Genomic DNA, 22201 nt, shown 5'->3' with positions numbered 1-22201 from the left:
ACGCCATCCTGGCGTCCCTAAGCCGTTCCGCCTGCTAGCGGCACTCCTGGGATATGCCAGCTTCTCCGTTACAGTCGGGTAAAGGCACGACGATATTGCTTGCCGTATTGATTGACGGCGGCTGCCCGATCGAGGTTGGCCCGCTTGCACCATTCGTCTGTGGCGGCACACCTTGTCCGTCGGGCAAGGGTACCCGCGGTCCGATCATTGGCGGCAGGGTTGGCTGGACCGGCGGCTGCGGCTGCACCGCGGCCGGGCGGCGGATGACAACGGTGCGCGCTGGTGCGGGGCGGTTCTGGTAGCCGATGCCGATCGGCGCCGCACGATAGGTCGTCGCATCGGGATAGACCAGTTCGCCCGGCTTGCCCAGAACTGCATCGGCTCCGCGCGGCCCGCCGAAGGGGTTCAACGCGGCACCGGCAAAATGGCCGGCGATCGTATAGCCATAGACGGTGCTCAAGAGCTGGCGTTCGGTCGCATGGGCGTCGCAGAGCCGGATGCGCACCTGCACCATGCCGAAATTGCGTTGCTCCTGCGAGGGGGCAAAGCCGGCCTTCACCTGCTGCCAGGCATAGAGACAGGTATCGCCGGCCCTGCTTTGGCCGGAGGCATAGCCAAAGGGACCGTAGCTGTTCTGGACGAATATCGCCGAGCGAGAGAGCCGCACGCCGGGGATTGCAGCCGCCATTTCACGCGCGATCGCGCCCTCGCTGACCGTCTCGAAGGGCCTGCTCCCGAGCCCGGGATTCGAGCCGGTTATGCCGAGAAACTGAACCTTGAGAAAATTCTGGCCGGGAACTGAAGATGAGGTGTAGAGCGAGATTGTCTGCTCGACATCTTTCGCGCGCCTGCGCTCCACCACATTGACAATCGCCGGTCCGCCCGGAGGCGGAAAGGCCAGCGCCTTGTCGGCGGCAATGGTTTCCACGCCGATCGACTGGCGAACCTGGCCGGTTGTCGTGCATCCGGCACCGAGGCAAGCCAATATTATCAACGCTATCGCTTTTGAAAAATGCATCTCGGGATCGCGGCAATCGTGTGTGGTCGCATTCATCGCAAATTGCGCGACGCTCTTTAGAATCAAGCCCTTGTATTCAATATAGCAAAGAAAGGTGATTATGGTTAACCAGGGGTTAATTTTGCTTGATCGACTCTCCGAAATGACGGGAAATCCGCGCCGAATACGCCTGTCGCGCCGGCTACGCGAGCAGGCGACGTTGCTGAAGAATGCGGTGAAGCCGCAAGTGGCAAGCGGATGAATTTTCTAACTATTTCATCCTGCGAAATGCGATCTGTACAGCCCGGTTCAAAGCGACCGGAAGCACCGACATATGGTTCTCTCCGGCATATTCCTCAAAGCTTATAGCTCCTGTGGATGAGGTCAGCTTAGCCCATCTGTGCGCCATCTCGCGGGCGAGTTCCACCGTGCGCGTGTCCTTTGCGCGTTCCAACCGCTTTTGTTCTTCCGGCGTACCCTTGTGGAAGGGCGCAAGAGTCTCGCCTTCATACTGGCCGGCGGAGAGGTGCAGTTCGATATCGATAGCGTCGTGATACTTATCTAGGAATGCACTCTCGGTCGAAAGAATGGCAGCGTCTTCCCAGTAGATCGCGGGGCTTGCCGAAATCCAGCTGCTGAAAGCAGTTGGTTTCGTCATCAGCGCGTAGAGCACGAAAAGGCCACCGAATGAATGGCCGAAAAGTATCTGACGCGATCGGTCGATCGGAACCTGCTCTTCGACCCAGGGTTTCAGTTCGTTTTCGATCAGCGTCAGGAAATGCTTCCCTCCGCCTGTCCTCACGTCGGGTGTGTCTGGAAAAAATGGTGGATAAACCCGGCCCGGCGGTGGGCTTAGATCCCAGGAGCGGCGAAGCGGATCATACGGCTCGTCCGTGGGATAGCCGATGGCGACGATGACGCCTTCGCCGACATTGGTCCCATTCGGGTAGCTCGCCTGCACCTTCAGCGCATCGACGGAGGTGGCAAAGCAGGCGTTGCCATCCGTCAGATAGAGGACCGGCCATCCCTCCGGCGGCGCCGGCTTGCTGGGGCGATAAAGAAAAATCCTGTGCGGCTGATCGGCATTCTCAAACGTCAGATCGGCAAACGTGCAGCCGCCAAGCGTAACGGGTGCCTGGACACCGGCTGTTTCAGGTAATGACGGTTCGGACATGATTTCTCCGGCTGACCGAATATTTGGAACATCGAATTGCGCGGCGTCCCGACGAAAAGATGATTTTATCCCTCATATTATCGGAGACGCAATCTGACAAGCCACTCAAATGAAGTGGCAATGCAAATTATGGTTGTGCATTTTCTGCCGGCCGTGGACCAGGCAGGCCATTTTGCAACAAGGATTCGGAATTCAGAAAAAAAGATGACTTAATAACTCATGTATTCTTGACGCCGGCTGCACCCGCGAACTAGTTTGCGCCATCTTTTTTCAGGAACGGGCAGGCGAAAAGGGAATATGAAGCAGGGATCGTATAATTATATCAATAACTTGACGCGTCGGAGATTCCACCTTACGGGCAGTGCTACAGCACTTGCCACTGTGCTTGCGCTGGGCGGAAATGCCTTTGCGCAGGATTCCAATGCGGACAGCGGCAACGCGACCAAGCTAGCGCCGATCGTCGTCAGCGGTCAGTCGAGCGATGCAAGCGACAATACGACGATAGCGGCAAAGAAAAGCCAAGGCGCCACCAAGATCAGTACGCCTCTGGTTGAAACGCCACGCTCCGTTTCGGTCATAACCAAAAAGGAGATGGAAGAACGAGGCGCGCAGGATATCATCGAAGCGGTTCGCTATTCTGCCGGCGTCCAGACCGGCTCGTACGGCTTCGATCCGCGTTTTGACCAGATCTATATTCGCGGTAACGACGTCACCACTAATGGCGACTACCGCGACGGATTGCGGCAGCCCTACATGAATTACGGGATGTTCCGAACCGATTCCTATGCGCTCGATCGGGTTGAAGTGATCAAGGGGCCGGTATCGGTGCTCTATGGCGCCGGATCGCCTGGTGGTATCGTCAACAAGATCTCGAAGCTGCCGACGGAAGAAACGATCAGGGAGGTCGGGGTTCTCTGGGGAACGTCGGATCGCGCCCAGACGATGTTCGATTTCGGCGGGCCGGTCAGCAAGGATGACGACACCATGCTGTACCGGATCGTCGGCCTGGCGCGAAAGGGCGACACCAATTTCGATATCGCCGACGACCGCTATTTCATCCAACCTTCCTTCACCTGGAAGCCTGACGATGCGACGAAATTTACGGTCTATGGATCAGCGCAGTCCACCGAGACCGACGCCAATGTCGGCGCACTGACCGGTCCGGACGGTAATGTTCTCAATCTCCGCGACAGCGATCCGGACTATGACTATCAAAAGACTCAGCAGCAGCAGGTCGGCTATCAGTTCGAGCACGAATTCGATGGCGGCTTCACCTTCCGTCAGAACCTTCGCTTCTCGCATCTTGATCTGAAGTCGCGTTATCTCAGCACTTACAGCTGGATCGGCGACGTTGCGCAGCGCGGCGCGACCGCGATCGGCGACAAGATGAATGTCTTCCAGGTCGACAACCAGCTTGAATCCAAATTCGATACCGGCCCTGCTGCCCATACCATGCTGTTCGGTCTCGACTATACCCGCATGAACGATTCGTTCGCATATGGGATGGATGGAACGACCAGCCCCGCCTATGACTTCGATATCAACAACCCTACCTACGGAGTATCGGGTCCGACGCCGGCCTATAATCTCAGCCGGGTCGATGGCAGCCTGCAGCAGTTCGGCGCCTACGCCATGGATCAGATCGAAGTCGACAAGTGGCGCTTCACGCTCGGCGGGCGCCAGACATGGGTCAAGCAGTCGACCGACACCACTATCGTCTCCACTGATACGACCACTGGTGACCGCCTCGACAAGAATGCATTTTCGTACCAGGCCGGCGCCCTCTATCTCTTCGACAACGGCATTGCGCCCTTCACCAGCTATTCGACCTCCTTCAACCCGGTTACCCAGCGATCCGCATCGGGCAGCATCCTCGATCCGACCAAGGGCGAACAGTATGAACTGGGCGTGAAATACCAGCCGCCAGGCACCGACATTCTGCTCTCGGCCGTCGCCTATCATCTCGCCGAGAAGAACAAGCCCGTTCTGGTCGATCCGCTAACGGGCATCTATGCCTCGCTCGGCGAGGTGACCAACAAGGGCATCGAGCTGGAAGCCAAGACGACTATCAGCGACGGCTGGGATGTGATTGCCGCCTACTCATACAACCATTCCGAAATCACCCGTGGTGACGATGCCGGCAATGCGCCCGCAGTGACGCCCAAGAGCATCGCCAGCCTGTGGTCGAACTATACCTTCCAGGAAGATTCGGCAGCAAAGGGCCTCACCGTCGGCGCCGGTGTCCGCTACACCGGCGAGACCTATACCAGCACTGCCAACACCGCCAAGAACGACGCAAGCTTCTATCTGGACGCAGCACTCTCCTACGACTTCGGCGCAATCGACCAGAAATACAAAGGCCTGACCGCCTCCGTCGACCTCCGCAACATCGTCAATCGCCGCCTGACGGTTTGCAATGAGGGTTATTGCTATCTCGGCCAGGGGAGAAACGTCACGGCGTCGTTGAGGTACAGGTGGTAACGTTGCGTAATAGGCGCGCGTTTTTTCGCGGCGCCTGATGTACCTACCAATTCGGCGAGATTTGTCGCTTACTGCTAACTGCATTCTATAGAAGCGGCCAAGATTTTGAGCATCCACTGTCCTTTTTCGCCGTGCTCCACCGGCTCTGGACTGGGCAAGGATGAGGCGGAACAGATTGATAACTCAGCCAAGGTCGGCTTTCTGCGCCAACGTGGTTGGAGTTTTCCGGCGCCTCTCTAAGCGGGATTGCAGCCAGCTTTCAACTTGCAAATCGGTTGCGTTGGACAATGGCATAGCTTCTACAGAAGGTCATACCATCGTTGAGATCTTACAAAGCTTACATGTGAGTTGGATCGAATTTAAAGAATGAAGCGATCATTTTGATCGCTTCATCAGCATCACCAGCAGCAGCGGCGCCCCCACGAGTGCCGAGATGAGGCCGGCGGGCATTTGATAGGGAAATGCGATCATTCTGCCGAACCAGTCTGCAAGCACCGTGAGGCCGCCGCCGGCAAGGGCGGCGCCGGCGAGTTGGGGTGTGGCGCGGCGCAATCCGAGCTCGCGCGCCAGATGCGGGCCCATGAGGCCGATGAAGCTTAAGGGGCCGAGGACGAGGGTGGCGGCGGCGGTCATGGTTGCTGCCAGCGCAAAGAGGCTAGCGCGGGCGAGATTGACGCGGATACCGATCGCTTGTGCTGCCTGCGGCCCGAGCGGCAGCAGATCGAGCCAGCGATGGGCGAGGAAGGCAAGCGCAAGGCCCATTATCGCAGCCGCAGTTGCGGAAATTGCCTTTGGCGTGTCGACAAGATAAGTCGATCCGCTCATCCATTGCATGACGATCATCGCACGTGGATCGCCGCCTGCGGCGAGCACGCTGATGAAGGCATCGAGCATGGCTCCGAGCGCGATCCCCGTTAAAAGGACACGCTCGGGTGCGAAACCGGATCGGATGCCGAAAAGGAAAATGGCAACGAGAACGGTGAAAGCGCCGATACCGCCGAAGCCGAGTTGCGCGGCAATGCCAGGAGCTGGCAGGAGAAAGAGCGCGGCAGTGACGCCCAAGGTGGCGCCCGCGGAAATGCCCAGCACCTCGGGGCTTGCCATCTCGTTGCCGCTCAGCCGCTGCAGGATAGTGCCGACCACGCCCAGCATCGTGCCGGCCGCAAAAGCACCGGCGATGCGCGGCAGCCGATAGGGCAGCACGTCGGGCCAATGCATATAGGTGAGGAGAGTCCATGCACCGTCCGGTGCGCGCCCGAAGAAGACCGCACCGGCCAGCAGAAGGACGAGCGCCGGAACTGAAGCAACCAGCAGCGCTTTCGATGTTCGAATGGCATGGTTCGCATCCTGCGATGGATGCGCAATGTTGCGCTGCACTGTCTTCAGGCGCGGCAGCATCAGAAGCAGCAGCGGCGCGCCGAGCAGGGCTGTGATGGCGCCTGTCGGAAGGAAGGTCGAGGATGCCCCGGAAAGGAGCACCAGTGCTTCATCCGTCAACAGCAATAGGCCGGCTCCGATGAGGGGGGACCAAACGAGCTGGCTCTTCATCTGCCGGGCGCCGGCAAGCTGGGCGATCCGCGGCGCGATCAAACCGATGAAGCCGATGACGCCGACCGCGCTGGTGACGATAGCGGCAAGCGCGATCGCAATGCAGACGGCGGCGATGCGCGTGCGCTTCACCGACAGGCCAAGTCCGCTAGCGCCGCTATCGCCGAGCTCCATGAGTGACAGCGGTTGCGCCATCAACAGGGCAGCTCCGGAGAGGACAGCGATTTTCGGGAGGAGAGACAGCGGAATGGTCCAGCTTTGCTGTGCCAGCGATCCGGCGCCCCAGATGAAGAGGCCGGAGAGATAGCGATCGTTCATCAAGACGAGAATGGCGGCCAGTGCGCCGCTCCAGACGCCGACGATCAGTCCGGCAAGGACGAGTGCCAAGGGCGAGAAGCCGCGTCTCGCGCCGATGAGAAAAACAATAGCCGCGGCGGCAGTACTCCCGAACAGGGCGACAGCATCGCGGCTGAGGCCCTGCAGAGCGGGAAAGGCGAGCATGACGGTGACGAGCGCGAGATTGGCACCCGCGGAAATGCCGAGCGTCGAGGGGGAGGCCAGCGGATTGCGCAGCACCTGCTGCAACAGGCTTCCCGACAGCGAAAGCGCGGCGCCGGCCAGCAACGCCGTCGCGATTCTCGGCAGCGTCGAATAGAGCAGCAGCAGACGCTGCGGATCATTACCTGCTTCCTGCTCGGTCAGCCGTGCGAGATCAGGTGCCAGCTGATGCCAGGAAAGGAGTCCGGCGAGCGCCAGCAGTGTCAGCGCCACAGCCGGAGCGCCGAGGATATTGTTCGCTTCGATGCGGGTCATGCGAATGTTTCCAGATGATCGAGCAGGATACGCGCGAAACGCTCCGCTTCCTGCACCATGCCGAACATCAAGGTGCCTGGCAGCACCGAGACGCGCCCAGCACGCACAAAGGGGAGGCTGGTCCACAGCGGACTATCCTGCAGGTTGTCGAGCACGTTGGGCGGAAGCAGCGGCTCGAATGCGATCAGCCTCAGGCTTTGGTCGAGCGTTGCCAATTGCTCCAGGCCGATCGCTTCAAAGCCCCAATAGTCTCCCGGTCCGGTCCATGCATTCTTCAGGCCGATCCTGGTCATGACGTTCTGGTAGAGGCCGTCGCCGCAATAGATGCGGGCGTGGCGCTGGTCGACGAAATTGATCAGCGCCAGAGGCGGCGGGTTGAGCTTCTTCACCCGGTTTGCGCAATCGTCGAAGAATTGCTCGGACCGGGCGAGGAAATCTTCTGCTTGTGGCCGACGGCCGATGGCGTCGGCAAGCAATCGCGTCGCCGTGATGGAGCGCTGCAGTGCCTCGCCGCCCTCGGCATAGATCGTCAGTTCCATGACCGGCGCGATCGCTTCCAGCCGCGGCTTCAGGGGGGCGAGATAGGGCGTCGTCAGGATCAGTGCCGGCTTGATACTGGCGAGGACCTCGAGATTGATCTCGCTGGTGGTGCCGAGGTCGATGACGCCATCAGGCATTTTCGGCTCGACGACCCAAGTATTCCAATCGGCAAGCGAGGCGATAGCGGCCGGTGTGACGCCGAGCGCAAGCAGTGTCGAGGCCAGACCATAATCCAGAGAGACGATCGGGCCTGATATCGCTTCGGCCGCCATTCCCGCCCGCGGAACGGCACAAAGTGCAGCGGCGGCAAGAAACAACGCGCGACGGGATAATGCCAGAGTCTCGAAGCGACGTTCAGATGACATAGGCGAGCGGCGTTCCATGCACGGGGTGGGCCGTGACGCCCATATTGGTGCCATAGATCGTATGCAGTGTCTCGGCTTTCATGAGGCTTGGCGAAGGCCCCGCGGCAATCAGGCGTCCTTGCTTCAACGCATGAAGATGATCGCAGAAATGCGCCGCGACATTGATGTCGTGCAGGACGAGAATAACGCTCAATTCCTTCGTCCGGCAAAGCTCCCGCACAAGCCCGAGAATTTCCATCTGATGGGCGATGTCGAGCGCCGAGGTCGGCTCGTCCAGCAGCAGGCAGCGGCTATCCTGGGCGACCAGCATCGCGATCCAGACGCGCTGGCGCTCGCCGCCGGAGAGTGTATCCACCATCCGCCCCGCAAGCGTATCGACATGCGTCAGCTTCATTGCCGTCTCCACCTTTTCCCGGTCGCGATCGCTGAAACGGCCGAGCGCTCCGTGCCAGGGATAGCGCCCGCAGGCGACAAGCTCCTCGACCTTCATGCCGGCAGCCGATGTGGTGTCCTGCGGCAGATAGGCGACGGCGCGCGCGAAAGCACGCATGTCGTAGGAGCCGGCGGCTACGCCGTCGAATAGAATGCGGCCGCCCGTCGGCTGGATCTGCCGGGCCAGCAACTTGATCAGCGTGGATTTGCCCGAGCCGTTGTGACCGATCAGACCGGAAATCTCGCCGGCATTGAAGCTGATATCGAGCGGGTGAAGAATGGTTTTGCCATCGACCTCGAAACGCAGGCCTTCCGTCTTGAAAACCGTTGCATGACGCTGATCGTTTCGGGCGCTAGTTTCGTCTTTCATTATCGTTCCTGCTGAAGCCCGGCGGCTCGCTGACATGTCGACTGCCGCTGGGGCGGTTTAGTTAATTGATTGGAATCAATGGTTTGACGAAGAAAAGACATGGATCGCTCTCGCGCCAGAGCGTCGGGAATATTTCGGCGCGGATGAAGCCGTTCCTGTCATAAAAGGCGCGTGTCTTTTCATATTGCGGTTCGTCTCTGCCGCGCGGCGCAAGCGTCTTCACCGTCAAGAGCTTGCAATCGGAAGATCGCGCGAATGTCTCGGCTGCCGCCAGCAATCGCTTGCCGACGCCGCTGCGATGGTATTGGCGTCGCGTCGCAATCACCAGGATCTCCATGGCAGCCGGCGGATGCGCACGCAACGAAACGAAACCGGAGACGGTGTCTGTCTCGACGCAGCCGAACATCGGCAGGGTTTCCACAGCTCCTGCGCAGGCTTCGACGACATTGGGGTCGGTGAACCACTCCGTAAGCTCCGACATGATGTCACGACAGATGGCACCTTTGGATTCGGTTATCTCGATAGCTTCCTGCATCTACTTTTCCTTACCTGTCGGTTGAGCGTTGTTGGCAGAAGATGGCGGTGTATTCCCATCAGGCGCGCATTTCCCGAACCCGTGCGGATCGGTGGCGGCGGTGGTTGCTGGTGGCGGCACAATCATGATCGGCTTCAAGCGAGATGGCGGCAAGGCAACGCGAATGCGCCTCCCGCAGAAGGCCGCAGACGAGGGCGCAGGATACGCCTGCCTCCTTGGCGATGATGTTCTGGGGAATGTCGTCGAAATAGTGCTCCTCGTAGAACTTGCGGGTTCTGGCAGGCATGGCTTCGACCGTGCAGCGAAAGGCCTTGTAGGCTTGGGCCTCATGGAGATGTTCTTCAGGGCTTCCATAGGCCGAGGTATTGCCCCCGACCTCTTCCTCGACGAACAGGCCGCGTTCATATTGCTGCCGCCGCATATAATCGGTGGCCAGATTGCGCACCATGCGCATCACATAGGACGCAGGCGCCGCTATGTCTTCTCCCAGCGGCTTTGAGACCAGCTGCAGGAGAACCTCCTGCACGACATCCTCGGCCGTGGTCATGGAGCCCGTGATCCTGCGCGCGACGGAGAGAAGTTTCGGGTAGGCGTGAAGTGCTGTTTGGAGTTGCTCATTGGAAGTCGACTGCGAATGGTTGGCAATCATGTCGGGCTCTCGCTGAAATCCAAAGTTGCATTTCTGTGTGCCCCTCTTTTTGAGAGGGAACCTATAAAACATGACAATGATAGTCAAGATAGCGGAGTGGAAAAGTGCAGCATCTCCTAAATCATGGCGTATGCGCCTGATTCTATTTCAACTTTCCAATGCGATCTATAAGGAAATCCCGTTTATGTGATGCCGCCATTGCGGCTCTGTCACGAGCCTCGATGTCGCGATTGCCCATTGGAAATCCCCAATTTCTCCGTCGCCGACCCGGCCGGAATTGATGAAAATCGGCTCGCTTGATAGCTGGCTTTTGCTGCCAAAAGTTGCATAATCGGGTGAGAGCGTCACGCATCGCGGGTCGGCGAGGAAGCCCCGGCCAAGGCATTTCAGGGCAGCCTCCTTCTGAACCCAGCGGGCGAGAAGAGCATCGCGGCGATATTGCCCGTCCAACTGACGAACTTGATCGAACTCGTATTCGGAAAGGATCATCGGCATGATTTCGCCGGCCTCCTCTTCCGAAAATGCATCGACGCGTTCGATATCGATGCCGATCAGGCCGCCGCGACAGATCGCGAGAGCCACTCGGTCCCGCACATGCGAAATATTGAAGTCGATATCGGAAAAATCGGACAGGTAGGGCCTGCCCGACTGTGTAATCGCAATGGAGAGCGCCTGTGGCGCGCAGCCGAGCAGATCGCCGAGGATGCGGCGACAAAGGAACCGTCCGGCAACAAAAAGACGCCGCGCTTCGGCCGATCGGAATGCCGCCGCTCGGTGTCTTTCCTGTTCACTTAATATCCAGTCCGGGACATCAACTCGGTCGCGCAGATGCAGGCTGTGAAGCTCGACCTGCGCGACGCTTTCTCTCTCTCGGAGGGGAGGCACTTTATTCTGCCGCCTGTCCCATATGAGAGGCGATTTCCGACGAATGCCCCTTCGTTTCCCACTGAACGATAGGATCGAGCTGGCCGATATTGAAATGCTGACGGCCGAGAAGGGTATTGGCGATGACGGCGCTGCGCCACGCAGCCAGGCTGAGCTGCGGTTCCGCGATGCCGTGGCTATGGCGGCCGGCATTGAGAACGAAAATGCGGTTTTCACGCGGGCCGTCCCATGCCAGCGAGAAGTCGCTTTCCAGCACCGGCTCGCCGATGGAGCTCAGTTCGATGCGGTTTTCGAGCGAGTGCAGAAATTCCGGAAGCACGAAGCGATAGCCGGTCGCAAGGACGATCATATCGACAACAAGCGTTTCGATACTGTCGTCGAAGCCGTTGCGCATGGTCAGCCGTATTTCGGGGCCATCCTGCTCGGCCGCGACGACGTTTCGGAAGGGACGCAGAGAGATGCCATGATCCGCGCCGCCTGCGGTATCGAGCTTGCGCTCATAGAGGCGGCGATAGAGCTTTTTCAATGTGGAGGCGGAAACGCCGTCGCTCGCCAGCACCTGCCGGCGCGTATGAGTGAGGCGTAGCTCCTCGGGCAGCCCATGGAAGCGTTCCATATAGCCAGGCGTGAACAGTTCATTGGTAAAGGGCGTGGCATCGAGCGGCTCGAAATTCGGCCGGCGGCTGATCCAGTGAAACGTCGAAACGGCATTCAGATCCAGAAGGGCATCGAGGATCTCGGCCCCACTCTGGCCGCCGCCAATAACGGCGACACGCGGAGCCTTCACGTCGCCGAGGCGCTGCGTCGCTTCGCTGCTGTGGAAGGTCATGGATCTCGATAGCTGCTCGGCCCAGGCTGGACGAGCCGGGACCTTGCCGACGCCGACGGAAAGATTGCGGGCGCCGATGGCGTCATCGTCGGTCGTGATGGAAAAGAAGCCATCATTGGCATGGACTTCGCGCACGCTTGCGCCGAAGCGAGGTCAGTCCGCGTGCCACCCATCCAAGATAATCGGCGAATTCCTTGCGCGGAACGGCTTCGTATTCTGCATTAAGAAACTGATAAAAGCGTTTATGAGCAACAAGATAGGAGAGAAAGCTCCAGGGGCTTGTCGGATTGGTCGCGGTCACCAGATCCTTGAGGATGGACGTCTGCATCTCGGCGCCCGGCAGCATCATCCCCGGATGCCAAGCGAAGGATGGGCGCCGCTCGAAGAAGCGGACCGCGAGTTCCGGGACGGAGTCGAGCTGGGCGGCGAGGCTGAGGTTGAACGGACCAATTCCGGCCCCGGCGAGGTCGAGCACGTGCGATGTCATGATGCAGCTCCAGAACGATATCGAGAGAGGGATTACTTGATGATGCCCGCAGGAAGGGGCGCGGGTGCAAAAGCGTGATCGAGCCGTCGCGCAAATCGCTGGTGAAAGGGCGTCTTGCCGATGATCGTCAGGTGGTTTGTGCCGGTGACGATCTCCGAGGCCGTGGCGTTTTGCGAATAGCGCCGCCAGTCGATGACATTGAGGGCGCGTGTAAGGGAATCCTCAGCCGCAAACGCGTGGATGCGGAAATCGGATTGCTGAAGGCGATAGTTTCGGAAGATCATCGCATTGTCGATGAGGATCCAGAACGTATGCTCCTCGGAACCGATATCGGGACCGTCCGTCGGCAGTTTGACATTATGCTTGACGACATGGTGGAGGAACTGTTCGTAAACCTCCTCGTTCATGGCGGCGAAAAGCCTCTTCCAGTCCTCGCGCATCGGTGTGGTGGCAAGCCAGCTCTGCACGGCAGCATGGGTGCGATCGCGAATACCGTCTTCGAAGCGCGGCATGATGCCGACGGTGAATTCCTCGTCCATGTCGCAGACATCGACCATGCCGATCATGCGCAGGTCGATGTCATTGCCGAGCTGACGCGCGGCCTCATAGGCGAGCAGTCCGCCCCACGACCAGCCGAGAAAGGCGCAGGGGCGACCTTTGGCTTTCCTGCGCACAGCCTCGGCGTAGCGCGCCGTGATATCTTCGACGCGGGTGCTCAGCGTCTTGGTCTCGGTCAGCGAGTAGCAGATGAACCCCGTTGCGGGTTGTTCCGGGCCGAGGTAGTCGACGAGGCGCATATATTCGCGCGTGCTGACGAGAAGCCCCGGGAAGCAATAAAGCACCGGCCGGTCACCATTTCGCCGAAGATAGACCACGTCGACGCCGGCCTCGTCGCGATTGCCATCGATCGCGAGCGCAAGATCGCGCACGGTGGGATGATTGAACATATCGGCGATCGTCAGCGGCCATTCGGGATGGCGCATCTTCAGGCGCGAGACGATGCGCACGGCTGCCAGCGATTGGCCGCCAATATCGAAGAAATTCTCCGTAACCCCGATGTCGCCGATGTCGAGGATTTCCTTCCAGGTGTCGAGGATCGCCTTTTCCTTGTCATTGGCAGGTAGCGCCATCTCGCGTTCGATGCGCGGTGTCGGCAGGGCGGCGCGGTCCAGCTTGCTGTTCGGTCCCATCGGCAGCTTGTCGATCAGCATGATCGTTTGCGGCACCATATAATCGGGCAGGGCCGTCATGGCGGTACGTCGCAGCTCCGTCACGCTCAAGCTTTCGCCTTCGCGCGGCACCACATAGGCGACAAGCGAGCTGCGACCGCCTTCATTGTGCAGCAGGATGACGGCCTCTGCGACACGCTGGTCAGAGCGCAGCACGGCTTCGATCTCGCCCGGCTCGATGCGGAAGCCCCGCAATTTGATCTGATGATCGACGCGGCCGGCGAATTCGACGATGCCGTCTTCCCGCCAGCGGCCGAGGTCGCCGGATTTGTACAGTCGTCCGCCCGGTGTGAAAGGATCCGGAATGAAGCGTTCCGCCGTCAGCTCCGGCTGACCGAGATAGCCGCGTGCCAGGCCGCTGCCGCCGATATAGATCTCACCGATCACGCCGACCGGAACGGGCGCAAGATCGGCATCGAGCACATAGATGCGACGATGGCCGACGCCGCGCCCGATCGGTGCGACAGTCCCCTCGAAGCGGGTTCCAGCAGGGATCTTCCAGATCATCGGCGTCATGATCGTTTCGGTCGGACCATAGCCGTTGATCAGCAGCTGTGCCTTCAGGTTCTCGGTGATCATATCGAACACCGCCTGCGACAAGGCTTCACCGCCGAAGGAATAGAGCCGCAGTCGGGGTATCTCGCTGTTCTCGCCGGCATATTCGGCAAGGCCGCGTACATAGCTCGTGGGCAGGCTGGCATTGTTGACGCCATGGCGCTTCATCATCGCGAAGGCATCTTCGGGCGTGGCAAGCTTGTCTGGTGTCAGCACCACCCCGCCGCCCGCCATCAGCGGCACCATCCAGCGCTCATGACCGCCGTCGGAGGTAAAGGGAAGAACGGGATATTCGCAGGACTCCTCGCTCATCTCGTAGATGCGCAGGGTCGCCTTGCAATGATGCGCCAGCGGGCCATGCTCGACCACGACGCCCTTCGGCACACCTGTCGAGCCCGAGGTGTAGATCACGTAGGCAAGCTGCTGTGGCGCAATGACGGTAGCAGGCGCCTCGCTGCCTTCCGAGGAAAGGTCGACGGCGTCGAGATTGAGGAAGGGGGTCGCAATGTCGCTTGGAAGGTTTGCGATATGGCGAGCGCGCGAAATGACCAGCGAGAGCCCCGGCGCCGTCAGAATATGACGATTGCGCGCTTCCGGGTGATCGGGCTCGACCGGTGTGAATGCCCCGCCCGACTTCAGAACGGCCAGAATGGCGATGATGGCGTCGATGGACTTCTCGAGTGCGATGGCGACGCGCTTCTCTGGGCCTATACCCAGCGCCATCAGGCGGTGGGCCAGCCGATTGGAGGCTGCCTCGAGCTCACCATGCGTTACCGATTTTTCGCCCTGGGCCACGGCGAAGGCATTCGGTCGTCGTTTCGCCTGCGCGGAGATGACCTCATGGATCGGCGTGCCATCGTCCGGTTCCGGCGCGTCGGGATAGGGCGCCGAGAGCTTGTCCAGTTCTTCAGGCGAAACGAACGGAACATGCTTGATCTGCTCGTCCGGACTGGTGTTCAGCCGCACTAGCGCGATGGCGAGATCGTCGGCAAAGCGGAGGATTTGCTCTCGGTCATGCTTTTGCGGATCGAAACCGAAGCCGATGCGCAACGTTCCACTGTGTGCCGGGGAAACGGTGATGACCAGTTCGGCGTCGCGGCGCGCCCGGGGCTCCATGACGCTGTGGCTTGCCATGCCATCGGGCGTTGCTTTCATGAAGCGCAGGGCAGGTCGCACATCGAGAAGCGTCTTGACGAGGCCGGTCGTGTCGAACAGCTCATCCCGGCGCAGCAGGGCATCGGCAAGCGCTTCGAAGGGCAGGGCCTGTTGGGCGGCGGTCTCGATTTCCTCTGCAAATGCCTTACGGACCTCGTGAAGCGTCATGGCGCCGTTGAGGTCTGTCGTGAGGATCAGCACATCCTCACTGCGTGCTGCGACCGTCTGACTTTCCGGCCGAGTGACGAGGCCGATCCTTTGCGTGCCGTAGCCCGAATGCCGGCGAAGGGCGATCGCGAGCGCGGCGAGAAGATCTCGGGAGATTTCTGCGGTGGCCGGCGTCCGGATAAGCCGCCCCGTCACAGGCACTTCAAGCAGATGCTCGAACCACGCCTCGTCGACTATATTCTTCCCCGTCGACGTCTGTGGCGGCAGCGATGCGATATTCTCCTGCCCTGTCAGCCGCTGGAACCAGAAGTCGATCAGCTCCGGTGGCGGATTGCGCGGTGCGCCATTGCCGGTCATCCACGATGCTGCGTCGGCCAATGTGGTTTCGGCGATGCCGGCCGGCCGGCCGCTGTCGATATAGCAAAGGAAATCCGTTGCCAGCAAATCCAGCGTCACCGCATCGGCAAGGATGGCATGCAGCGAAAATACGGCACCAACCGCCTGGCCGTTCTGCACGGCGAGAATGAAGCGCGCCGGATTGCCTTTCGTCAGATCGATCGGGCGGGCCTGTTCGGTGGTCGCGACTGCGGTCAGCGCCGCGTTCAGATCGCCACCGGTAGTCAGTTCCGTCTCGATGATATCGACCGTGCGATCGTTCCTCAGGATCTGCTGAACGGTGCCGCCCGGCCGAGCCTCGAATTCCGATGTGATGAGGGGATGCTGGCGCGAAAGCATTGCAAGAGCCTGATGCGCCAAAACGAGAGAGATTGGAGGGAAGGTGACGGCGAGTATTTGCCGGCCATAGACGGCTTCGTTACCCGTCTCGGACAGAAGCCAGATGCGCGATTGCGTCGGTGACAGCGAGCATTTTGCGAGGTAATCGGAGTCATTCATTGCCTTGGCATTCCGATTATGAATGGTCATTTCTTCGCCGCTCTCCGTCAATATTTCTGAATACATATCCGGCCATTCTGAATACAATAGCGTATGCATAACAATGTCTTGAAATAGACATTGAGTTTAACTTGCCGCTTATGCTGACTTTCTTGTGTCTGTAAGTTCCGATGTTTCGGAAATTACCTTGTTGTAGCTGCATGACGAACGGCCGATGGCGAAATTCAGAGGAATCTCAAAAAATATTTTCGGAAAATATTTTGAATTCTGTCTGACGCCGTTCGTCACTGCGGAATGAACGCCTGTACGGCTTGCCGCTTTAGAGAGTGTGCGGTTTTCGAAATATGGAGAGAAATATGGATGCTTCCGTGGCATTGAGGGGCGAAAAGGCGGCGGAGCGATCATTTGATTTGCGCCTGCCGGCAGCGGGGTTCGCAAGCCATGCACGCGCTTGTGTTCAGCCCCTCATCGTGTCGCCGGGGCAGCTATCCGGCAGTTTCCGCGTCGAGCAAGATGGCCTTGAGGTCGCCTCGGGCTTTCTCTCGAGGCCCGCCGCCAATCTGTTGGTCTTTGACACCATATCTTCAGCCGCTTCGCCTGCTTCCGGTGAGGATATCATCAACGCCGTCTTGGAAGCTATTCTCATATGCAATCCGCACCTGGTTTGCTTCGAGATCGAGCTTGCGGACGGCGGCCTTGCGAAGCGCCTCACAGAAGCGGGCGCGATCGAGCGTCGCGGCGATCGCTTGATCGTGCGCCCCGAATCTTTCTTTCAGCAGGCAAGACCCTGGATTGGAAGCGGAGCCGCTGCCTATCCGGAAGTACCGGTCCTGACAAACAATGTCCTTCATCCGCAAAGGCCGCCGAAGCCCGTCGGTTCCGTATATAACCGCTTCATTCCCTGGCTGAACACGCAGCTTGGCTTCCATGTCGCCGATGTCGAGGCCGATCTTCCGCATTTCCATCGCTGGATGAACGACCCGAGGGTCGCCGCGATATGGGAAGATAGTGGTGATCTTTCCTATCACCGGGATTTCATCGCGGGCCGCCTTGCCGATCCGCGCACTCTGCCGCTGATCGGAACGTTTGGCGGTGTGCCCTTCGGTTACTTCGAACTCTATTGGGCGAAGGAAGACCGGATCGGACCGCATTACGACGCCGACGGCTATGACCGCGGCTGGCATGTGGCCATCGGCGAGGATGATTTCCGCGGAAAGGCCTTCGTCAGCGCCTGGCTGCCATCGCTGATGCATTACATGTTTCTCGCCGATCCGCGCACCCGGCGCATCGTCGGCGAGCCGATCCATCATCATGCTCAGCAGATCCGCAATCTCGACCGTTCGGGTTTTGCCAAGGTCAAGCACATCCAGTTCCCGCACAAGAAGGCGCTTCTGGTCATGCTTTTGCGCGAACGCTTCTTTATGGATCGGTTGCTGTCGCCCGATCTCACCGGCCTTTCCAGCGAGGATGGCCGGCCTGTTCTGGGTTCGCTGCCGCGAGATGCAGCGCGATGAAGGCAGCCGTCGATATGAACGATCCGCGCATCATGCGGCTCGTTCTGGCGGTCGCTTTGCCGGCGGTGGCGGGATTGGCCGCCAGCGCCGGCCATCATGCGATCAATGCGATCTTTCTCGGCGCGCTGGGACCGGATGTGCTGGCTGGCATCAGCCTGGTCATGCCGCTGTTCCTGCTTGTCGCGGCGGCTGGGCAGGGGCTTGGCATCGGACTTGCCACGCTTTTGGCGCGCCATCTCGGCGAAGGCGATCTGAAAGCCGCTTCCTCGGTTGCCACAACCGCGCTCGCGGCAACGATCCCGCTCGGCATAGCCCTCTCCATACCGATTTATCTCGGGCTGCCCGATTTCGTCGGTGCACTCGGCCCAAGCGACAATCTTCTTGCCCCGGGGCTGGACTATGGGCGGCTGCTCGCCTTCGGCGTAACGCTCGGGCTTTCGCAGGCAGTCTGCGATTTCATCGCGATTGCCGAAGGCAATTCACGCTTCTCGATGATCGTGCTGATTGCCAGCTTCGCCCTGAACGCCGCCCTGGATCCAATTTTCATTTTCCTCTTCAAGCTTGGTGCCTCCGGCGCGGCACTGGCGACCGTCGTTTCGTCCATTGCTGCACTCGCCTGCTATCTTGTCTACTTTGCCCGCAAGTGGGGAACGGTTGGCATCACCGCCGGCCTGATACGTTGGCAGCTGTTGCAGCCGATCGCGAGGATCGGCATTCCCGCCGCCGCCGCCAGCATCATGACCGGCTTTGGTTTTCTCGTCCTGATGCGGGAGGCCGCGGTTCAAGGCGGCGACACGGGTGTGGCCGCGACTGCGATCGCCATCCGCCTGATGACTCTGGGGCAGCTTCCGTTGTTCGGCTTCTGCCTGGGCGCCCAGGGTGTCGTCAGTCATGCCTTTGGCGCGGGCGATGCCGAGCGCCTGAAAGCTGTCATCCGGTTCATGCTGGCTGTGACGATACCGGTCGCATTGCTCTATTCCATCTTGCTGTTCCTGGCGGCGGAACCGATCGCACACCTGTTCACCGATAGTTTGCAGGTCGTCGAAGAGGCAGTGCCGTGGCTGCGAGCACTCTTTCCGGTCTTCCCGCTGGCAGCCTTTCAATCCGTACTGCTGGTGATGCTGCAATCGCGGGGCAGGGCCGGCTTGTCCGCCCTGGTCGGGCTCGCGCCGCAAGGCTATCTGCTAATCCCGCTTCTTCTTCTGCTGCCGCCTTGGATGGGTTTTGACGGTGTTTCCGCAGCACCTGCAGCCGCCGCCATCCTCGCCGCCGTTCTTGGCCTTTTCGTCGCCCGGCGGGAATGGCTCGCCATTCTGCCGGTGGATGTACCAAGCCTCGCCGGCCAATCGACACTTCAACCCTGACCCTAGAGGAATGCCATGAACGAGACGCCGAGATTCGATGCCTACAGACACGCCATTCCAGATGCGCTGATGCCGCCGCGCGACGATCCGTTCGACGCGGCAGTACCGCCGATCTACCAGACGTCGCTCTTTCTGTTCGATAGCTATAAGGAGCTGGAGGACGTGTTCGCCGGCCGTTCGAAGAAGCCGATCTATTCGCGCGGCGACAATCCGACCGTGCGGCTTCTGGAGCGCAAGATCGCCGAGATGGAAGGCGCGGAAGAGGCACGTGCCTTTTCGAGCGGCATGGGTGCAATTGCTGCCGCGGTTCTCGCTTTCGTCGGACCCGGCGACCGTATAGTCACCGTACGGCACGTTTATAGCGATGCCTTCCGCTTCTTCGAAAAGGTCCTGAAGCGCTTCGGCGTCGTCGTCGACTATGTCGACGGCACGGATACCGAGGCGATGATCGCAGCGCTTCGGGGCGCCAAGCTTGCCTATCTTGAAAACCCGACCTCGATGGTTTTCGAGCTGCAGGATCTGACCGCCATCGCGGAGGCGGCGCGCCGTCATGGCGTCGTGACCATGGTCGACAATTCCTGGGCAACGCCGCTCTACCAGAAGCCGCTCTCCGTCGGCATCGATATCGTCATCCACGCCGCCTCGAAATATCTTGGCGGACAGAGCGATACCGTGGCTGGTCTCGTCGTAGGCTCCAAGGTGCATATCGACCGGATCAACAGCGAAATTTACCCCTATACGGGTGCGAAGCTCGCTCCTTTCGAAGCGTGGCTTGTCCTGCGCAATCTCGAGACCCTGCCATTCCGCATGCGCCATCATCACGAAGCCGGTCTGGAGGTGGCATCCTGGCTGCAGGCGCAGGGGGACGTCACCAATGTCATGCATCCGGCACTCGGCGATCATCCCGGAAAGCGCACCTTCAGTGGTTTCGGGGCGTTGTTTTCCTTCGAGGTTTCCGAGCGTATCGACGTTGCCGATTTCGTCGACGCGCTACGCCTTATCCGCATCGGCGTCAGCTGGGGTGGGCCGGAAAGCCTGGTGGTGCCGGCAAAGGCAGCGCTCAGCATTTCGCCGGAGACCAATGTTTTCGCGCGCTTCGGCGTCAGCGACCGCACGATCCGCCTGAATGTCGGGCTGCACGCGGCAAAGGACGTCATTGCCGATCTCGAGCAGGCGCTTTTGGCAACGAGACGCTAGGCGGGCTCTTTACCTTGACATCGCAAGGCTGGTGGAGTGGCACTGCCGCTCCGCCCATATTATTATTCATTGTTGATCTATTCCCGCCCTGACCCGATCGAGACAAGATGACCATCCCTTCCAATGAAACGTTAAGCGCGCTTGCCGCCGAATATGGAACGCCGCTTTGGATCTACGACGCTGCCGCAATTCGCCGACGCATCGCGCAACTCTCCGCTTTTGACGTCATTCGCTTTGCGCAAAAGGCCTGTTCCAACATTCATATCCTGAAGGAAATGCGCAGGGAGGGTGTGCATGTCGATGCCGTCTCGCTCGGCGAGATCGAGCGGGCGATGCGGGCCGGCTTTGCTGCCGGCAGCGCCTCGGGCGCGGCGGAGCTGGTCTTCACCGCCGATGTCTTCGACAGGCCAACCCTTGATCGCGTCGTTGCCGACAAGGTCGAAGTGAATATCGGCTCCATCGACATGCTGCATCAGCTCGGCGAGCGCTCACCGGGCCATAGGGTCTGGCTGCGCATCAATCCCGGTTTCGGACATGGCCATAGCAAGAAGACCAATACCGGTGGCGAAAGCAGCAAGCACGGCATCTGGTTCGAGCAATTGCACGAGGCCGTGGCCCTGACGCGTCAATATTCCCTGACACTGGTCGGCCTGCATATGCATATCGGCTCCGGCGTCGATTACGGGCACCTGCAGCGTGTCTGCGGTGCGATGGTCGGCTTCTGTCGTGCGCTTGATGTCGATATCGAGGCGATCTCGGCCGGCGGTGGTCTTTCCGTGCCCTACAAAGAGGGTGAGGAGGAGATCGATCCCGCTCACTATTTCTCGCTCTGGGATGCGGCCCGCCGAGAGATCGAAACGCATTTCGGCCATCCGATCCGGCTGGAGATCGAGCCCGGGCGCTTCCTGACCGCGGATTCCGGCGTATTGCTGGCGGAAGTGAGGGCGGTGAAGATGATGGGCCGCAATCGCTTCGTGCTTGTTGATGCCGGCTTCAGCGACCTTGCCCGACCGGCCATGTATGGCAGCTATCACGAGATATCGGTGATCCCGGGCAAGGCACCTCGCAATGCTGCAGGCAAAATTTTCCCGACCGTCGTTGCCGGTCCCTTGTGCGAATCCGGCGATGTCTTCACGCAGACGGACACCGGCACGGTCGAGACCCGCGATCTCCCGGAAGCCCATGTCGGCGACTATCTCCTATTCCACGGCGCCGGCGCTTACGGGGCGACAATGTCATCGAACTACAACAGCCGCCTCTATGCACCCGAGGTGCTTATAGACGGCGCTGCCCACCGATTGATCCGTAGGCGGCAGAGGTTGGACGAGCTGTTGATGCTGGAGAAGGTATAGCGAGAGCCATGCCGTTGCCTTTAGGTGCCGTCAGAGGCCGCCTTGCAAGGCAATAGACCATCTTAGCATCCAAAGCTTTGCAAAGCGTCACCCTGCTATCCCCAAAACGGCGTTTAGCCGACGGATTTAATGACGCTTTGCCGCAATTAGATGTTCTTAAATCTGCACCTACCCGATCATGGACAGCGTAAAAAGCGCGAAAATGCTTAAGACGCCGAAGATTGGCAGAAGCGTTAGCATGATGCGACGAGCGAGCATTTTTTCGCGGGCAGTCATGAAGTTGCACTGAAGAGTTCCAACCTATTTAATTTCTAGGAACATGTGGTCGCGTTCGAGCAAACGTTCGGATCGTCGCGGTTCCCAGCCCTGTCGTGGCCCGCACTGGACCCGCTGTCACCGATTCGACATTTCGAACTACGGATGAAAGCGACTGAATACCGGGCTGGAAGAACTACTTTTGGGTTGGTCCATTTCCTTGTCGCTTGATAGCGACAATGGCGAGCGAAGGTCATCCGACAAGAAACTCTGGTCGTCGGACTTTCTTTTGTGACTGCAGGGGCAATGCCTTGAGTATCTGCTCGCCAAATCGTACTTCAGCAGACTGTCGAAGCGTATGGGTTGCCGAGAAGCTGGCAAGGTGGCTACCGCCGCCACTTGAGAGATTTCAA

14 protein-coding genes and 1 pseudogene are annotated in these 22201 nt (G+C 59.7%); 5 read left to right on the top strand and 10 right to left on the bottom strand.

What is annotated here, in order from left to right:
- Positions 1–34 precede the first annotated feature (34 nt).
- Positions 35–1018, bottom strand: a complete 984-nt coding sequence (gene bcsN / locus DQ393_RS29035; protein WP_112345226.1) for a cellulose biosynthesis protein BcsN — start codon at positions 1016–1018, stop codon at positions 35–37.
- A gap of 250 nt (positions 1019–1268) precedes the next feature.
- A complete protein-coding gene (locus DQ393_RS29030; protein WP_112345118.1) occupies positions 1269–2171 on the bottom strand; it encodes an alpha/beta hydrolase in 903 nt (300 codons plus the stop codon).
- Between the two features lie 297 nt (positions 2172–2468).
- Here DQ393_RS29030 and DQ393_RS29025 point away from each other — a divergent pair, with 297 nt between their 5' ends.
- The gene (locus DQ393_RS29025; RefSeq protein ID WP_112345117.1) at positions 2469–4652 is read left to right on the top strand and encodes a TonB-dependent siderophore receptor; all 2184 of its coding nucleotides are present in this window, start codon (positions 2469–2471) and stop codon (positions 4650–4652) included.
- 375 nt (positions 4653–5027) lie between these two features.
- Here DQ393_RS29025 and fhuB read toward each other — a convergent pair whose 3' ends face one another.
- The 8 genes and pseudogenes from fhuB to DQ393_RS28985 form a co-directional block, all read right to left on the bottom strand.
- On the bottom strand, positions 5028–7013 hold the full coding sequence (fhuB, locus tag DQ393_RS29020) for a Fe(3+)-hydroxamate ABC transporter permease FhuB (protein ID WP_112345116.1): 1986 nt from the start codon (positions 7011–7013) through the stop codon (positions 5028–5030).
- Positions 7010–7918 (bottom strand): iron-siderophore ABC transporter substrate-binding protein, encoded by a 909-nt coding sequence (locus DQ393_RS29015; RefSeq protein ID WP_112345115.1) that lies wholly within the window; start codon positions 7916–7918, stop codon positions 7010–7012. The genes fhuB and DQ393_RS29015 overlap by 4 nt, the downstream gene beginning before the upstream one ends.
- Positions 7908–8720 carry an ATP-binding cassette domain-containing protein gene (locus DQ393_RS29010; protein ID WP_112345114.1) on the bottom strand — a complete coding sequence of 271 codons (813 nt, stop codon included), beginning with the start codon at positions 8718–8720 and terminating at the stop codon, positions 7908–7910. The genes DQ393_RS29015 and DQ393_RS29010 overlap by 11 nt, the downstream gene beginning before the upstream one ends.
- 61 nt (positions 8721–8781) lie before the next feature.
- The gene (locus DQ393_RS29005) at positions 8782–9255 is read right to left on the bottom strand and encodes a GNAT family N-acetyltransferase (RefSeq protein ID WP_112345113.1); all 474 of its coding nucleotides are present in this window, start codon (positions 9253–9255) and stop codon (positions 8782–8784) included.
- Between the two features lie 58 nt (positions 9256–9313).
- Complete coding sequence (locus DQ393_RS29000) at positions 9314–9904, bottom strand: sigma-70 family RNA polymerase sigma factor (RefSeq protein WP_112345112.1); 591 nt, start codon at positions 9902–9904, stop codon at positions 9314–9316.
- Between the two features lie 165 nt (positions 9905–10069).
- Complete coding sequence (locus tag DQ393_RS28995; protein ID WP_112345111.1) at positions 10070–10789, bottom strand: 4'-phosphopantetheinyl transferase family protein; 720 nt, start codon at positions 10787–10789, stop codon at positions 10070–10072.
- 1 nt (position 10790) lies between these two features.
- Positions 10791–12105 (bottom strand): annotated as a pseudogene (locus tag DQ393_RS28990) (lysine N(6)-hydroxylase/L-ornithine N(5)-oxygenase family protein).
- A gap of 32 nt (positions 12106–12137) precedes the next feature.
- On the bottom strand, positions 12138–16136 hold the full coding sequence (locus DQ393_RS28985) for a non-ribosomal peptide synthetase (RefSeq protein ID WP_112345110.1): 3999 nt from the start codon (positions 16134–16136) through the stop codon (positions 12138–12140).
- A gap of 326 nt (positions 16137–16462) precedes the next feature.
- On the opposite strand from DQ393_RS28985, the gene DQ393_RS28980 reads away from it, so the two are divergent.
- The 4 genes from DQ393_RS28980 (at position 16463) to lysA (ending at position 21533) form a co-directional block, all read left to right on the top strand.
- Positions 16463–17620 carry a GNAT family N-acetyltransferase gene (locus DQ393_RS28980; RefSeq protein WP_112345109.1) on the top strand — a complete coding sequence of 386 codons (1158 nt, stop codon included), beginning with the start codon at positions 16463–16465 and terminating at the stop codon, positions 17618–17620.
- Positions 17617–18984, top strand: a complete 1368-nt coding sequence (locus DQ393_RS28975) for an MATE family efflux transporter (protein WP_112345108.1) — start codon at positions 17617–17619, stop codon at positions 18982–18984. The genes DQ393_RS28980 and DQ393_RS28975 overlap by 4 nt, the downstream gene beginning before the upstream one ends.
- Before the next feature lie 15 nt (positions 18985–18999).
- The gene (locus tag DQ393_RS28970; RefSeq protein ID WP_112345107.1) at positions 19000–20181 is read left to right on the top strand and encodes a PLP-dependent transferase; all 1182 of its coding nucleotides are present in this window, start codon (positions 19000–19002) and stop codon (positions 20179–20181) included.
- 107 nt (positions 20182–20288) lie between these two features.
- Positions 20289–21533: a diaminopimelate decarboxylase gene (lysA, locus tag DQ393_RS28965; RefSeq protein ID WP_112345106.1), complete on the top strand. Its 1245-nt coding sequence runs from the start codon at positions 20289–20291 to the stop codon at positions 21531–21533.
- The last annotated feature ends 668 nt before the right edge of the window (positions 21534–22201 follow it).

Source organism: Martinezella tropici, from assembly GCF_003287875.1.
Classification (GTDB): Bacteria; Pseudomonadota; Alphaproteobacteria; order Rhizobiales; family Rhizobiaceae; genus Rhizobium; species Rhizobium tropici_C.
Note: the sequence above shows the minus strand (reverse complement) of the source record. Positions and strands in the feature narration are given on the sequence as shown.

What these genes read in the sequence shown, in the direction of transcription:
- bcsN (WP_112345226.1), bottom strand. Translation starts at nt 1,018, where the DNA reads ATGCATTTTTCAAAAGCGATAGCGTTGATAATATTGGCTTGCCTCGGT.
- DQ393_RS29030 (WP_112345118.1), bottom strand. Translation starts at nt 2,171, where the DNA reads ATGTCCGAACCGTCATTACCTGAAACAGCCGGTGTCCAGGCACCCGTT.
- DQ393_RS29025 (WP_112345117.1), top strand. Translation starts at nt 2,469, where the DNA reads ATGAAGCAGGGATCGTATAATTATATCAATAACTTGACGCGTCGGAGA.
- fhuB (WP_112345116.1), bottom strand. Translation starts at nt 7,013, where the DNA reads ATGACCCGCATCGAAGCGAACAATATCCTCGGCGCTCCGGCTGTGGCG.
- DQ393_RS29015 (WP_112345115.1), bottom strand. Translation starts at nt 7,918, where the DNA reads ATGTCATCTGAACGTCGCTTCGAGACTCTGGCATTATCCCGTCGCGCG.
- DQ393_RS29010 (WP_112345114.1), bottom strand. Translation starts at nt 8,720, where the DNA reads ATGAAAGACGAAACTAGCGCCCGAAACGATCAGCGTCATGCAACGGTT.
- DQ393_RS29005 (WP_112345113.1), bottom strand. Translation starts at nt 9,255, where the DNA reads ATGCAGGAAGCTATCGAGATAACCGAATCCAAAGGTGCCATCTGTCGT.
- DQ393_RS29000 (WP_112345112.1), bottom strand. Translation starts at nt 9,904, where the DNA reads ATGATTGCCAACCATTCGCAGTCGACTTCCAATGAGCAACTCCAAACA.
- DQ393_RS28985 (WP_112345110.1), bottom strand. Translation starts at nt 16,136, where the DNA reads ATGACCATTCATAATCGGAATGCCAAGGCAATGAATGACTCCGATTAC.
- DQ393_RS28980 (WP_112345109.1), top strand. Translation starts at nt 16,463, where the DNA reads ATGGATGCTTCCGTGGCATTGAGGGGCGAAAAGGCGGCGGAGCGATCA.
- DQ393_RS28975 (WP_112345108.1), top strand. Translation starts at nt 17,617, where the DNA reads ATGAAGGCAGCCGTCGATATGAACGATCCGCGCATCATGCGGCTCGTT.
- DQ393_RS28970 (WP_112345107.1), top strand. Translation starts at nt 19,000, where the DNA reads ATGAACGAGACGCCGAGATTCGATGCCTACAGACACGCCATTCCAGAT.
- lysA (WP_112345106.1), top strand. Translation starts at nt 20,289, where the DNA reads ATGACCATCCCTTCCAATGAAACGTTAAGCGCGCTTGCCGCCGAATAT.